Annotated in this window: 13 protein-coding genes; 9 read left to right on the top strand and 4 right to left on the bottom strand. The window is 67.8% G+C overall.

The features are described from left to right. Positions 1-84: 84 nt before the first annotated feature. Both GTH33_RS07130 and GTH33_RS07125 read left to right on the top strand, forming a co-directional pair. Positions 85-1,605 carry an ArnT family glycosyltransferase gene (locus tag GTH33_RS07130; RefSeq protein WP_163957820.1) on the top strand — a complete coding sequence of 507 codons (1,521 nt, stop codon included), beginning with the start codon at positions 85-87 and terminating at the stop codon, positions 1,603-1,605. Further along, positions 1,593-2,696 (top strand): glycosyltransferase, encoded by a 1,104-nt coding sequence (locus GTH33_RS07125; RefSeq protein WP_163957819.1) that lies wholly within the window; start codon positions 1,593-1,595, stop codon positions 2,694-2,696. The genes GTH33_RS07130 and GTH33_RS07125 overlap by 13 nt, the downstream gene beginning before the upstream one ends. Here the strand turns inward: GTH33_RS07125 and GTH33_RS07120 are convergent. Next, positions 2,690-3,127, bottom strand: coding sequence for a DUF983 domain-containing protein (locus GTH33_RS07120; RefSeq protein ID WP_163957818.1), 438 nt, complete (start codon positions 3,125-3,127; stop codon positions 2,690-2,692). The two genes, GTH33_RS07125 and GTH33_RS07120, sit on opposite strands and share 7 nt — an antisense overlap. Positions 3,128-3,334: 207 nt before the next feature. Between GTH33_RS07120 and GTH33_RS07115 the strand changes: the two genes are divergently transcribed. Further along, positions 3,335-4,969, top strand: a complete 1,635-nt coding sequence (locus GTH33_RS07115; RefSeq protein ID WP_163957817.1) for a M28 family peptidase — start codon at positions 3,335-3,337, stop codon at positions 4,967-4,969. A gap of 264 nt (positions 4,970-5,233) precedes the next feature. Further along, the gene (locus GTH33_RS07110; protein WP_163959700.1) at positions 5,234-6,430 is read left to right on the top strand and encodes a multidrug effflux MFS transporter; all 1,197 of its coding nucleotides are present in this window, start codon (positions 5,234-5,236) and stop codon (positions 6,428-6,430) included. 76 nt (positions 6,431-6,506) lie between these two features. On the opposite strand, the gene GTH33_RS07105 is transcribed toward GTH33_RS07110, so the two are convergent. After that, positions 6,507-7,307 carry a transglutaminase family protein gene (locus GTH33_RS07105; protein WP_163957816.1) on the bottom strand — a complete coding sequence of 267 codons (801 nt, stop codon included), beginning with the start codon at positions 7,305-7,307 and terminating at the stop codon, positions 6,507-6,509. Between the two features lie 324 nt (positions 7,308-7,631). Here GTH33_RS07105 and GTH33_RS18145 point away from each other — a divergent pair, with 324 nt between their 5' ends. Next, positions 7,632-8,549 (top strand): metallophosphoesterase, encoded by a 918-nt coding sequence (locus GTH33_RS18145; RefSeq protein WP_338054406.1) that lies wholly within the window; start codon positions 7,632-7,634, stop codon positions 8,547-8,549. Between the two features lie 108 nt (positions 8,550-8,657). Here the strand turns inward: GTH33_RS18145 and GTH33_RS07095 are convergent, their stop codons facing one another. After that, a complete protein-coding gene (locus tag GTH33_RS07095) occupies positions 8,658-9,404 on the bottom strand; it encodes a fatty acid desaturase (protein WP_163957815.1) in 747 nt (248 codons plus the stop codon). Further along, positions 9,401-9,541: a hypothetical protein gene (locus GTH33_RS07090; RefSeq protein WP_163957814.1), complete on the bottom strand. Its 141-nt coding sequence runs from the start codon at positions 9,539-9,541 to the stop codon at positions 9,401-9,403. The genes GTH33_RS07095 and GTH33_RS07090 overlap by 4 nt, the downstream gene beginning before the upstream one ends. 388 nt (positions 9,542-9,929) lie before the next feature. Between GTH33_RS07090 and GTH33_RS07085 the strand changes: the two genes are divergently transcribed. The 4 genes from GTH33_RS07085 (at position 9,930) to GTH33_RS07070 (ending at position 14,509) form a co-directional block, all read left to right on the top strand. Then, positions 9,930-12,125 carry a TonB-dependent receptor gene (locus tag GTH33_RS07085; RefSeq protein WP_163957813.1) on the top strand — a complete coding sequence of 732 codons (2,196 nt, stop codon included), beginning with the start codon at positions 9,930-9,932 and terminating at the stop codon, positions 12,123-12,125. Between the two features lie 211 nt (positions 12,126-12,336). Beyond that, positions 12,337-12,960 (top strand): hypothetical protein, encoded by a 624-nt coding sequence (locus GTH33_RS07080; protein WP_163957812.1) that lies wholly within the window; start codon positions 12,337-12,339, stop codon positions 12,958-12,960. A 66-nt stretch (positions 12,961-13,026) separates the two neighbouring features. Next, on the top strand, positions 13,027-13,281 hold the full coding sequence (locus tag GTH33_RS07075; RefSeq protein WP_163957811.1) for a hypothetical protein: 255 nt from the start codon (positions 13,027-13,029) through the stop codon (positions 13,279-13,281). A 62-nt stretch (positions 13,282-13,343) separates the two neighbouring features. Then, a protein-coding gene (locus tag GTH33_RS07070) for an IS3 family transposase (RefSeq protein WP_163957038.1) occupies positions 13,344-14,509 on the top strand; the annotation gives its coding sequence in 2 pieces (ribosomal slippage) (positions 13,344-13,605 and positions 13,605-14,509; 1,167 coding nt in all).

Genomic DNA, 14,509 nt, shown 5'->3' with positions numbered 1-14,509 from the left:
CGGGAAGCCTTCGGCTGCGCCCTTTACCGATTGCCCTGCGTCGCGATTGGCGTCACACGATCCGGCCCAACCCAGGATGACGCGGTGCCGCCCCTTTCCCGTCGTGGATATTCGTGGACCGGCCGCCGAACGGTCGCCCTCCTGCTGCTGGTCGTGGCGGTGATCGCCCGCGCGCAAACCTTCGGCAATCCGGTGGTCGGCTTCGACGAACAATTCTACCTGCTGGTCGGCGACCGCATGCTGCATGGCGCGATTCCCTATGTGGACATATTCGATCGCAAGCCGATCGGCCTGTTCCTGATCTTCGCGGCCGCACGGGCGATGGGCGGCGACGGTTTCCTGCAATACAAGCTGGTGGCGCTGGTCTTCGTCGTCGTGACCGCGCTGCTGATCCACGGCATCGCGCGCCGCCGCGCCGGACCGTTCGCCGCCACGCTCGCCGCGATAGCGTACATTCTCTGGCTGAACTTCATGGAAGGGGAAGGCGGGCAGTCGCCGGTCTTCTACAACCTGCCGATGGTCGCCGCCGCGGCACTGATCCTCGGCGTGCGCGGCGATCCCACCCGCAACGGTGCCGGCGCGATGCTGCTCGTCGGTATCGCGTTGCAGATCAAATACAGCGTCGTCGCGGAGGGGCTGTTCTTCGGCTGCTGGCTGATCGCGCTCGCCTGGCGGGCCGGGCAGCGCGGCGCGCGGCTGGCGCGGTCGATCGCAATATGGATCGGCCTCGCGATGCTGCCGACCCTTGCCGCCTTCGCCGCCTATGCCGCGATCGGGCAGGCATCGCCGTTCGTCTTCGCCAATGTCCTGTCGGCACTGGCGCAGGGGCGCGGCGGGCTGGCGACGCAACTGGCGGGGCTGGGTGCGATCCTCGGCATTCTGGCATTGCCGTCGCTGCTCGTGCTGTCCGGCGGGCGGTCGCGCGATGGCGGGCGGACCGTGGCGGGCTACGATCGCTTCCTGCTCGGCTGGCTCGCGGCATCGGCGGCCGGCGTGCTGCTGTACTGGCGCTTCGCCAGCCCGCATTATGCCATGCCGATGCTGCCGGCGCTGATGTGCCTGCTCGCGCAGGCGGTGGATGCCGGTCGCGCGCATCGCATCGCCGGGCTGGCGCTGGCGCTCGTCGGGCTGGTCGGGGGGCAGGCGGTGCTGGCGATCAGCGCTCTGCACAAGGGCGGCGCGCGCGAAGCGGCCGCCGTCGCCCGCGCCGCGCATGTCGACGGCGGCGGCTGCATCTATGTCTATGACGGCTATCCGGCGCTCTACATGCTGACCGGTTCGTGCCTGCCCACCCGCTGGCCCTTCCCCGGCCACCTCGCCACGCAGGAGGAATCGCGCGCGGCGGCGCTGGGCGTCGATCCGGCGCGTGAGGTCGCACGCATTCTCGCCACGCATCCGGTCGCGATCATCGACGACCTGCCGCATTTCGATGGCGGCAACCCGGTGACGCGGCGGATCCTCGAACGCGCGCTGGCCAGCGATTACGTCCTCGCCGCCCGCATCTGCACCGGCCCTGCGCGGATGCGGCTGGTCTACCGGCGACGCGCGGAGGGGCGCCCGCCCCTGCCGCCCTCGGCCATCGGAGCCCGCGCATGCGCGTCCTGACCTTCCTCCACAGCTTCGAACCCGGCGGGGTCGAGCGGGTCGCGCTGCGACTGGTGCGGCGCTGGCGGGCGATGGGGATCGACGCGCCGCTGTTCATGGGCCGCAACGACGGCGCGCTGCGCGACGAAATGGCCACGGACCTCGCCTATACCGTTCCCGATCAGCCGCGGCTCGGCAGCGGCTGGTGGGAGACATTGTGGATGATCGCCCGCCTGCCGGCCGAAATCCGCCGCACCGCCCCCGATGCGCTGTTCTGCGCGGGCAACACCTATACGATCGTCGCCGGCGCGATGAAGCTGCGGCTGGGCCGGCATTGCCCGCCGGTGGTCGTCAAGATCAGCAACGACCTGGCGCGCGCCGACATGCCGGCGCCGGCGCGCCCGTTCTGGCGGTGGTGGCTGCGCGTGCAGGCGCGCTTCGTCGATCGCTGGGTGGTGATGGATGCGGCGATCCTGCCCGATGTCGACCGCTATCTGGGTCCGGTCGCGCGCACGGTGATCCCGGACCCCGCGATCGACACGCTGCCGCCGCCGGTCGCGCGACCGCCACGGGGCGCGGGTATCCGCTACGTCGCGGTCGGGCGGCTGGTCGCGCAGAAGGATCCGGCGACGCTGGTCGCCGCCTTCGCACAGGCGGCACTGCCCGCGGATCGGCTGACGATCATCGGCGATGGTCCGCTGCGCGCACGGGTGGAACAGCAGGCGCAGCGCCTCGGCATCGCCGGTCAGGTCGTCTTCATGGGTCATGTTCCCGACGCGGCGACGGTGATGCGCACGCAGGACGTCCTGCTGCTGTCGTCACGCTACGAGGGTGTGCCCGCGGTGCTGATCGAGGCGCTGGCCGCCGGGCTGGGCATCGTGGCGACCGATTGCGGGGCCGGCGTACGGTCGGTGCTGGACCACGGCCGGCTCGGCCTGATCGTCGCGCAGGGCGATGTCGACGCCTTCGCGGCGGGGATCGCCTCGGCACGGACGATGGCGGTGGCGGTCGATGCCGGCCGCGAACAGGCGCAGGCGTTCACCATCGATGCCGCCGCGCGCCGGTATGGGGATGCGATCCGCCAGACGGTGTCCGGCCCCGCCGCTTACTGATCGAAGTCGTTCGCCTGCGGATCGCTGCCGTGCAATTGCGTCCACAGGCCCTGCGTCCCCGCCTCCTGCGCGCGATTGACGAATTGGGAGGCGACCAGCCAACCCTTCAGCGGGCGCAACGGCAGCAGCGTACCGAGCGCCATGAACGGCACCGAGGTGACGAAGTGCACCCAATAGGGCGGATCGAACGCGACCTGCACCCACACCACGAAGAAGATCAGCGGCAGCGCGATGATGCACAGGGAAAAGAACGCCGGGCCGTCGTCGGGCGCGGCGAAGCGATAGTCGAGGCCGCAATGGTCGCAGCGATCGACGATCTTCAGCCACGATCGGAACATCCGCCCCTCGCCGCAGCGCGGGCAAAGCCCCTTCCAGCCGCACCGCACTATCCAGCGGAACGTGTCTCGTGGCGGCGCGGCCGGTTCGGCCATCGGGTCCTGTGGCATCTGGTCCTGTGGCATCGGGTCCTGGGGCATCGACGGACCGTGCGCGCGCGGGGCGGCGCTGTCGATGGGACGGATTGTCCCAGTCCGCCAACGCGACGCACCCAGGCTATGCGCACCGACGATATGACAAACAGGTCGCGCGCGCTCGCCGGTGGCTCTAGCATAAGCGTTCCCTTATCGGAGCACCCTTGCATGTCACGTTTCGCCGCCGCCATCATCGCCCTTCCGCTGATCGGCGCGGCACCCGCTACCGTGCAGATTCCCGCCGAACGGCTGTCGGCCGACGTCCGCACGCTCGCGTCCGATGCGTTCGGCGGGCGGGCGCCGGGAACGCCGGGCGAGGCGAAGACGGTCGACTGGCTGGTCGCGCAGTTCAAGGCGGCCGGACTGGAGCCCGGCGGCCCCGGCGGCAGCTGGACGCAGCCGGTACCGTTGATCCGCACGATGCTGGGATCCGGCACGGTCTCCGCCAACGGAACCGACTGGGTCGGCGGGCGCGATGTCTACCTCTCGACGGTGCGGCCGGATGCGCGCGCCGTGGTCCGGAACGCGCCGCTGGTGTTCGTCGGCTATGGCGTCAGCGCGCCCGAACGGCAGTGGGACGATTTCAAGGGCGTCGACCTCAAGGGCAAGGTCGCCGTCTTCCTGGTCAACGATCCCGATTTCGAAGCGGGTGCGGGTGACGATGCCGTCGGCCGGTTCGGCGGGCGGCGCATGACCTATTACGGCCGCTGGACCTATAAGTTCGAAGAGGCCGCGCGGCGCGGCGCGGTGGCGGCCCTCATCGTCCACGACACCGCCGGCGCCGGTTACGGCTGGGCGACGGTCACCGCGCCCGGCGGCGAGAATTACGACGTCGCCGCCCCCGCCGCATCCCGCGTCGCCCTGCAGGGCTGGATTGCGGGCGACGCCGCGACCCGGCTGTTCGCGCAGGCGGGGCTCGATCTGGCGCAATTGCGCAAGACGGCACGGCGATCGGACTTCCGCCCCGTCGCGCTGGCGGGCGCCGGCCTGTCCGCCGACCTGCCCGTCACCGTGACGCGCGCCGAAAGCCGCAACGTCCTCGCCAGGCTCACCGGTCGCAGCCGCCCGGACGAGACGATCATGTACGGCGCCCATTGGGACGCCTACGGCGAAGGGGCGCCGGATGCGGCGGGCCGGCGCATCCGTCCCGGTGCCAACGACGATGCGCTCGGCACCGCCGGCGTGCTCGCGATCGCCCGTGCCGCCGCCAGGGCACCGCGTCCCGCACGCACCCAGGTCTTCGCATTGTGGACCGGCGAGGAACGCGGCCTGCTCGGCTCGGAAACCTATGCCGCACACCCCGTCTATCCGGTGGCGAAGACGGTCGCGAACCTGACGCTCGACATCCTCCAGACCGCCGGGCCGGCGCGCGACGTGCTGCTCGTCGGTGCCGGGCAGAACACGCTGGAGGATCGCCTGGCCGGCGCCGCGCAGGCGCAGGGCCGCACGGTGACGCCCGAATCGCTGCCGGAACGCGGTTTATTCTATCGCGCCGACCATTTCTCGCTCGCCCGCCGAGGCGTTCCAACACTATTGCTAATGGCCATCAGCGGCACCCCCAACCTGGTGGAGGGCGGTCGCGCTGCGGGACAACGCTGGCTGGACGGCTACATGCGCTGTTACCACCAGACCTGCGATGCATGGTCGGCCGACTGGAACCTTGCGGGCGCGGCGGCCGATGTCGACCTGTTGCGCCGCATCGGGTTCGACCTTGCCAACGACACGCGCTGGCCGGAATGGAACGCAACATCCGAATTCAAGGCGATCCGCGCCGCCACCGCCGCACAGCGAGGTGGCAGCTGAGCGCCGGCAGCGCCTCGCGTTCGACTGTCGCCGTCATAGCACCCCTCGTTCATCGCGGCTGACAGGATACCCGGTCGCCGCGACGCCATCGACGGGCGACGCCCTAGCACCCGCGGTGGAGGAGCGGATACAGACGAGCGCGTGACGGTCGCATCGCGATCGAGCCAACGCCCGTCACCCGCATCGTCATCCCGCCGCGCCATGGCCACCGGAGGATTCCCGAACTAGATGGCGGCGATGACCGATCAGCAAAGCGGCACGCCCATGCGCGCCGGGGAATTCGTCGCGTTCGTCGCAGCGCTCATGGCGGTCAACGCGCTGGGCGTGGACCTGATGCTGCCCGCGCTGGCGGATATCGGGCATCAGCTCGCCGTCACGACGGCGAACCACCGGCAGTGGATCATCACCGTGTACATGCTGGGGTTCGGCGCGGGACAGCTCGTCTATGGTCCGCTGGCGGACCGTTATGGTCGCCGGCCGATCCTGCTCGTCACCCTTGCCGGCTTCGTCGCCGCCAGCGTGTTCGCCGCGAGTTCGCAAACCTTTCCTGCGCTGCTGGGCGCGCGCGTCCTCCAGGGGCTGATGTCTGCGTCGACCCGCGTGCTGGCGGTCGCGATCGTGCGGGATCGCTACGCCGGTCGCCAGATGGCACGCACGCTGTCGGTGGCGCAGATGATCTTCTTCCTGGTCCCGATCATGGCACCCAGCCTGGGGCAGGTGCTGTTGGCGTTCGGTCCCTGGCGCTTCATCTTCTATGCCCTCGCCGGGTTTGCGGCCTTCGTCCTCGCCTGGTCCTGCATCCGCCTGCGCGAATCCCTGCCGGTCGAGCGCCGCTCGCCGCTGTCGCTCGCGGCGCTCGGCAGCGCCTATCGGCTGACGCTGACCAACCGCTTCTCCGCCGGCTATGCCGTGGCGGCGTCGATGACCTTCGGCGGGATCATCGCGTTCGTGTCCTCCGCGCAGCAGATCTTCGTCGATGAATTCCACGCCGGCGAACGCTTCACCATCCTCTTCGCCGTCTGCGCCTTTTCGATGGGCTGCGCGTCCTTTGCCAACAGCCGGCTGGTCGAGCGGCTCGGCACGCGGCTGATCTCGCAGACCGCCCTCATCGCCCTCATCGCCCTGTCGTCGATCCACCTCGCCGTGATCGCCGGCGGCATGGAGACGCTGGCGACGTACATGCTGTTCCAGGCGCTCAGCATGACCTGCATCGGCCTGTGCGGATCGAACTTCGGCGCCATGGCGATGGAGCCGGTCGGCCATATCGCCGGCACCGCATCGTCGATCCAGGGCTTCATCACCAGCGTCGGCGCCGTGATCGTCGGTTCCATGATCGGTCAGGCTTATGACGGATCCACCTATCCGCTCGCCATCGGCTATCTCGCGATCGGCGTCCTGGTGCTGGCGGTCGTATATCTGATCGAGGATCGCCAGCTGTTCCAGGCGCGCAACGCCGCGTGATGGGTGACGCATCCCGCCTGCGATGATAGTCCTGCAGGGATGACCGGGGACAACCGGCGCATGGCGACGCCCCGCATCAATCGGCTGGCAGCGCACCGAGCATCGCGGTGACCCGCCGACGCATATCCGGGTCGCGCGTGATCTCCAGCATGGCACCCAGGCTGGCACGGGCGGCCGATCTGCGGTTGTCGACGCATTCGAGCCGGGCGCGTTCCCACCACGCATGTGGGTACGCCGGCGCAATCACCGTCATCCGCACGTAGAGGTCGAGCGCGCGACGCCCCCTGCCAGACCGTTCGGCCCGCGAGGCCTGGTTCTGCAGCAGCCGGACGAGCACCGCCCGGTTGGGCATCGCCGCGACGTGTGTCACCGCGCGGCCCGCGCCGGCCGATGCCTCGACCAGCGCGGCGAGGCGTTCGGCGCCGACGCGCACGCCGCCCGCGAACGGATCGACGATCACCGGAGCAGCCTTTTCCCCCACGACGACCAGGACGTGGCCGGGAACGTCGAGCACATCGGCGCTCCAGCCGAGCCGCCGCGCCATCGCGACCCACAGGATCGACAGGCTCACCGGCAGGCCGCGGCGGCGATCGAGGACGCCGATCAGGTCCGCGTTGGCGGGATCGTCGTAGGTTGCGGCGTCGCCGGCGAACCCGAATTCCCCGGCCAGCACCGTCGCCAGAGCATCGGCACGCGCGGCCGGTGTGTCGGCATCGGCGCCGACAAGATCGAGCCGCGTCGCGATAGCGTCGAGGAGGTCGTGATACGGGGTGAGATCGGTGCCGGCATGATCCGGCAGCGCCAGCGCCAGGGCGGCGTGATCGAGGGCGATCTCGTCCTCATCGATCAGGCCTAGGTGGTTCAGGTCTTCATCCATGCCATATCAGATGGGGAGCGGGGGCGATGATGGAAATGCCCTGCGCGATGCTATGGACATTCGCGACCCCTGCGTCGTTTATCGACGACCCCGCACGCCGATCCGGAGCCTCGATCATCTTCAACCTCGTCTTTGCCGTGCCAGCGCTGGTGGTGCTGGCCCGCTGGCTATGGCCGCTGCCACTGCCGCTCTGGATCAAGATACCGGCCGGGCTGGCGATGCTCGCCGCCTCGCAATTCCACCTGTGGAGCCGGCTATCCTCCGGGTCGGTGTTCGCGCCCGAATTCCCGCGGGGGATCGTCATCCTGTTCAACTGGGCGTTCGGTGCGCTCGTCCTGCTCGCCGTCCTTCAGCTGGCGCTCGATCTCGGCGCGCTCGTCACGATGCTGGTCCGGCAGGCGGCGGTGCAGGAACCGGCAGCGCTTCGCTACGCCGTGGCGGCGCTGGCGGCGGTCGCCGCGGCGATCGGTGTCGGCAACGCGGTGCGGGTCCCCCCGTGGTCGATGTGCAGGTGGCCGTGCGCGACCTTCCCCCGCCCTCGACGGGTATCGCATTATCCAGCTGACCGACCTCCACATCAGCCGGCTGTTCACGGCCCGGTGGGCGCAGGCGGTGGTCGAACGGGCGAACGCCGCCGGCGGCGATCTGATCGTCGTGACCGGCGACTTCATCGACGGATCGGTCGCCATGCGGCGCGACGACGTGGCGCCGCTGCGCCGGCTGCGTGCCCCGGACGGCGTGTATGCCATTCCCGGCAACCACGAGTATTTCTTCAGCTATGCCGCGTGGATGCAAGCGTTGTCGGATATGGGGTTCCGCCTGCTGCCGAATGCGCATGCGGTGATCGCGCGCGATGATGCGCGACTGGTGATCGCCGGCGTCACCGACCTGTCGGCGCCGGGCGTAGGCGAAGCGGCGCCCGAGCTGGCGCTGGCGCTGCGGGGCGCGCCCGCCGACGCGCCGATCGTCCTGCTCGACCACCAGCCCCGACGCGCCCGCGACGCCGCCGCGCGCGGCGTCGCGCTGCAGCTGTCGGGACATACGCATGGTGGGATGATCGTCGGGCTCGACCGGCTGGTCGCACGCGGCAACGCGGGGTTCGTATCCGGGCGCTACGACGTCGGCGGCATGACGCTCTACGTCAGCAACGGCACCGGATTGTGGCCGGGCTTCGCCCTGAGGCTGGGCGTGCCGTCGGAGATCACGCGCATCACCCTCACCCGTGCACGCGAAGCAGGCTGAGCGTTCCGCGGCGTGCTTCGGGCGGAGCGCGGCTGGCGTAATGCCTTGCCCAACGCGAACAACATGAACGGGACTTCACCGCACGGCTATCGGCTATGTTCAGAGTGGTCAGCCGCGGCCGGGATCGACCCGGCGTTCGGATGATCGCTTCATCCCCGGCAATCGCCACCACGGCGTCGCCGGGCTGAGATGATGTTCGTGGTGATAGGTGCCGAAGTGGAAGCAGGTGGCAAGCGATGCCAGCGGCGACAGGCCGTTACCGCGAGCGTTGTGGGCGTCAGCGAATGGTGTCGCGCCATGCCGGTGCGGCAGGTAGGTGCCGAACAGGAACAGCTGCCCCAACGCCAGCAGCGCGGGCACCGCCCAGAAGACCACGATGTTGAGCAGCGACGCACCCAGCAGCAGATAGAGGATCGCCGCGACCGTGATCCGGACGATCTGCGCGTGCGTATAATAACCGAGGAAGAAACGGAGGAACCATGACCCGAGATGGCGGGGGGCCGCCGGGTTGAAATCGGGGTCCGTATCCGTGCCGGGCGCGGCATGATGCGCGTGATGCTTGGGGTACAGGGCCCGATAGGACAGGCCGGCATACGCACCGAGGCAGAGCGTGCCCACCACGCGGTTCAGGCGCGGCCGCCCCGGAGCGAACGAGCCGTGCATGCAATCATGCGCGACGATGAACAGACCGGTGCTGAGCCACGCCTGCACGAGGACGAGCACCACCGCGAACGCAGCGGTCGACGGCCGCCATTCCCAGAAGAAGATCGCGCCGATATGAATGACCGTCCAGGCCACGCCGATGACCGCGGCGAGCAACATACTGATAGCCGCCCCGTCCCCTTCCCGCGTCATCGCCTGATGCAGTTCGTCAGCGTGCGGTCGACCGTCATCGGTTCGGCAGCCGGCGCGATATCGCAGCCGCCGCCCTGCCCGTGCCATGGCCGATCGTGCATCGCATATCGCGGCGAGGTCCAGGCGCGGCTTTCCATGACGGCAGCCCTTAAACGCTTTTCAGACCAATGCATCGCCCGCTCCGGATCGCTCGTTCCGCGACGCGCATGTCGCGGCGGGTTCATGACGGTCAGAACGATCGAACGCGCCTAAAGAGCCTGGCATCTCTCGATCGGCGTGATGCAGTGCCGGCGCGTTGCGTGGTGCAGGCATGATCGACCCCGTTGATGGCTACGCGTCACCCGCGACAGTCCGGCTCGCGTCGTTGATCGCCGCCAGATGTTGGTCCTGATACCTAACCGCATGTATTATGTCGCATTTCGCTCAGTCAATTATAATTTTGTCTCCCAACTTTCCAAACAGGATGTCAAATTTAAGCAAAGATTACTAGAAGATGATTCGTATAAATAGGAATGATGCAAGATATTGTTATTTATCGGCATTCATCTTTGTGCAGCGGTCGTCTCTTTTGACGCTGCCGGTATTCAGACGAGCGGACCGACCGAAACGCCGGTTCCTCGCGATGACGAGATCATCGTCAACGGCAAGAAACCCGACAATCGATCGATCGCGGACGATAGCAATGCGGTGGTCGCGCTGCTGGACGCCGAACGTCTCAAGGGCACCGGCGCCACGTCGATCCGCGATCTGCTGCGCCGGCTCACCCCGCTCCTGACGGCACCGGGCGGACGCGAGCCGTTGATCCTCATCAATGGCCGTCCGATGTTGTCGGAAGCGGACCTGACCACGCTTCCTCCCGAAGCGATCGAGCAGTTGCAGGTCCTGGCGGAACGCAGCGCGCCTCGCTTCGGCAGCGCACCCGACCGGCGGGTGGTGAACCTGGTGCTCCAGCGGCAATCCCTGTCGGCGGAGGTCGAACCGCGGCTGAACGCGCCGACCGACGTCAGGGGAATGGATGCGCAAGCGAACGGCATATTCGCGAAACTGGCGGATCGCAGACGCCTGACCCTCAACGTAAACTACACGCGGCAAAACGGCGTGATCGAGGGCGACGCCGCACCGGGCCCGGTGGCCGTCCCCCGGCAACCGCCGCGTTCCTTGATCCCGACGGGCGACAACATATTCCTGAACGGCATGGCCGCGCTGCCGGTCGGCGCTTCGGGCACGGCGTCCCTGTCGCTGTCGGCCTGGCGATCAGCCAACGTTGGCCTGCTCGGGACCATGCCGATCACGCCCGATGGTCAACCGGATCGGCAGCGATCCCGCTCGACCGGATATCGCGCGGGCGCGATGATCGGCGGCACGGCCGGCCGCTGGCAGTGGAACGCGCAAGCCAATGCGTCCCGCCTGTCGAGCGACAGTGCACTGTCCGGGGCGACGCGCCAGGACAGTCTCTCGCGATCCCATAGCATCGATGGCGAAGCGCAGATCAACGGATCGCCTTTCGAACTGCCGGCGGGTCCGCTACAGGTCGCAGCCATCGTCCGCTATCGGTACGAACGCGGCACGGCGGTGTTTCAATCCGCCGATGCGTCCCAATCGCGGGACGTCCGACAGGACAATCGCGATGCCAGCCTGACGCTGACCGTTCCCCTGGCGGCCACGACCGCCAGCCGGCATTCGGCGATCGGCGACGTTACGGCCACGCTCACCGGCGGAATGGCACGAGGGAGCGGATCGGGGCCTGCCCCCCGGGTCGACGGCAGCCTGCAATGGACCCCGGTCCGGATCGTCAGCCTGTCGGCCGGGATATCCATCGACCAGCAGCCGCTTCCCGCCACTGCCTTGCTGTCGATCGCGACGCGGACGCCCGGCGTGCCGGTGTTCGACTATGCGACGGGCGACACCGCACTGGTCACCCTGACCAGCGGTGGCAGTCCCGACCTTCGCGCGGAACGGCGCGAACGACGCACGGCCACCCTGTCCGTCCGCCCCTGGCAGAAAGGCAATGCCACGATCGACATCGGCTATGTCGACACGATCGTGCACCATCCGCTGACGTCGTTCGCCGCCGCCCTGCCGGTCGTGGCAGCAGCGTTTCCCGAACGATTCACGCGTGATGCAACCGGTGCGCTGGTCGGGATCGATGCGCGCGCGGTGAACCTGTACCGATCGCGCAGGCGGGAAATCAGCATGGGTGTCGGCCTGTACATCTCGCCACAGCCATCGCCTGACGGACAGCCGCAGCAACCAGGGACACAATGGTCGCTCAATCTGCGGCCGACGCTCACGCTTGCGGACCGGTTGATCCTGCGCCGCGACGGTCCGGCGCTCAATCAGCTGGCCGGTGATTCCATCGGCGGTGCGGGCGGCCAGCCGCGCGTGGGATTGCTGGGCCAGACATCGGTGTCGCGCGATGGCACGACGCTGGCGATCGAAGGCCGCATCCAGGGCAGCACCCGCGTTCGCGGCTCCACCGCGGAAACCGACCTGCGCTTCGGATCGCTCGCCGTGTTCGACGCGAACCTCACGCTGCCCGGCAACCGCTTCCTGGCGCAAGCATGGGCGGAAAAGATGCAGGTCACGGCAGGCGTCCGGAATGTGCTCGGTCGCCGTCAGATCGTGCGCGATCGGAACGGGGATACGCCGTTCGCCTTCCGCCCGGCCTATCTCGATCCACTCGGACGGGTCGTATCGCTCGCCGTCAGGGCGCGTTTCTAGCATGGCCGATGCGCAGCCGCCCCGGCGTACCGCCATCGCGATCGCCGCCGATGCTCACCTGTCCGGCCCGGCATGACCGTCGTCGAGGGGATATCGCATGCGAGCTGCGCACCTTAGCATCCTGAGCGCGGCGATCGTGGCCATATGCGTCGCGGCATCCTCGCCTGCGCAGGACGGGTCGGGCGACGACATCGTCGTTACCGGCCGAAAGATGCGCAAGGTTCGCCTGAGCTATAGCTGGACCGACCGATCCCTGGAGCATTGCCTTGTGGAGACATCAAGCGGCGATGCCAACATCGACCGGATCATGTGCAGGATATTGGGCACCTGCGTGAAGCAGGGGCATGCGAAGATCGACAAGGCGAAGCGATGCATGAACCGCAGGGTCGATACGCTGATCGAGGAAGCACGACGCGTCGGCAACGATCGGATCGCCCCGGTGTCGGATGATCTGGCTGACGAGATGGCGGCCTCCCCTCCGCAGGCCGTCACCATCGCTCCCGTCACTGCCGGGGAGGGTGACGAGATCGTGGTAGAGGGTCAACGCAATCCGATCCGTGGTGCCTTATGGCAGATCGAGCGGACGAATGTGTTCCGGAGCGGCGGGGCGGGTGAAATGCCGGAATCCAGCGCCTACCACTTCAACCTATGCCTTCCGGATACGTCGGTACGACAGATGCTGGACCGTGCCGCCAACGAGCGGTTGCAACGCCCCGGTATGAAGAATTGCGGACCGATGGACCTCGCGATGGACAGCGAGTTCGCTATTCTCCGGCTCACATGCTCAGGGGGGATCCGACGACAACGTCCTGACGTCCCTTGGCACCCGGCATGAACTGTCACTCTTTTATGGAAGAGACAAGCGGAGGCGTCCTCGTCGGGATGCCATTACCGCAGTCACATGATCGAGCTGGACAAGAGGGGTAGTGCGGCGACGTATCGGCGCGGCGGTACCAAGGCGCTCGCCGGATACATCACGTATTCTAACGCCATCCGGATCGGGGACTGCCCTGCGTCCGACGCCACAAGCTCCAGCCCTCATGACGATGTCATGCCGCTGCTCTTCGACCTGAACGAGGTGTTCGACAGCAAGGGACGACCGCTCGAATGCCCAAGATGGTGGAAGCCATATATTCCGGTGAAATGCGGAATATGACGTGACCCCCGTTTCTTCATCCACCTGGACCTAGAGACCGGCCCCTCGAAGGGACGGACGGAATGAAGCGGAAGCAGTTTTCGGAAGAGCAGATCATCGGCATCCTGAAGGAGGCCGAGGCGGGTGCGGTGGTGACGGAACTGTGCCGCAAGCACGGCATGTCGAGCGCGACCTACTATGCATGGAAGGCGAAGTTCGGCGGCCTGGAGGTATCTGACGCGAAGCGTCTGAGGTCGCTTGAAGAGGAGAACGCGCGGCTCAAGCGGCTGCTTGCGGACACGATGCTGGACAACGCGGGGTTGAAAGACCTGCTGTCAAAAAAGTGGTGACGCCCGCCGCGAAGCGACAAGCGGTTGCGCATCTCCAGGCGACGTTGGGGATGAGCGAGCGGCGGGCGTGTGCTGTCGTCGGGGCGGACCGCACGAGCATGCGGTATCGCTCGTGCCGGGCAGATGATGGCGACCTTCGGTCGCGTCTGCGCGAGCTGGCGCAGCAGCGCCGACGGTTCGGCTATCGACGGCTGCACATCCTGCTGCGCCGGGACGGCATCACGATCAACCGCAAGAAGACCCAGCGGCTCTACCGTGAGGAAGGGCTGACGGTCAGGCGCCGGAAGGGACGAAGGCGCGCCGGTGGCGCGCGGGCACCTGCGCCGGTGCTGGCGCTCCCCAACCAGCGCTGGAGCCTGGACTTCGTGCACGACCAGCTCGTCACTGGCCGACGGTTCCGCGTGCTCAACATCGTCGACGACGTGACGCGCGAGTGCCTTCGGGCAGTGGTGGACACGTCGATTTCGGGCCGGCGGGTCGTGCGCGAGTTGACCGATCTGATCGCGGAACGTGGCAGGCCAAAGATGATCGTCAGCGACAACGGGACCGAACTGACGTCGAACGCGGTGCTTGCCTGGTCCAGCGACGCGGGCGTCGAGTGGCATTACATCGCGCCGGGCAAGCCGACGCAGAACGGGTTCGTCGAGAGCTTCAACGGTCGCATGCGCGACGAGCTGCTCAACGAGACGCTATTCTTCACGGTTCGCCAGGCCCGCTCGATCCTGGCGCGCTGGGTCGACGACTACAACACCGAGCGGCCGCACTCGTCGCTAGGCTACGCTACCCCGGCTGCGTTCGCTGCCGGGCTCGAACAGCAATGGGCGGGGTTAACCCCGCCCATTGCTTCAACTGCGCTCATGCGCAACAACACCGGTCGGTCTCTGGTCGCAGCTGGATGA

It is taken from the genome of Sphingomonas insulae (assembly GCF_010450875.1).
Taxonomy (GTDB): Bacteria; Pseudomonadota; Alphaproteobacteria; order Sphingomonadales; family Sphingomonadaceae; genus Sphingomonas; species Sphingomonas insulae.
Note: the sequence above shows the minus strand (reverse complement) of the source record. Positions and strands in the feature narration are given on the sequence as shown.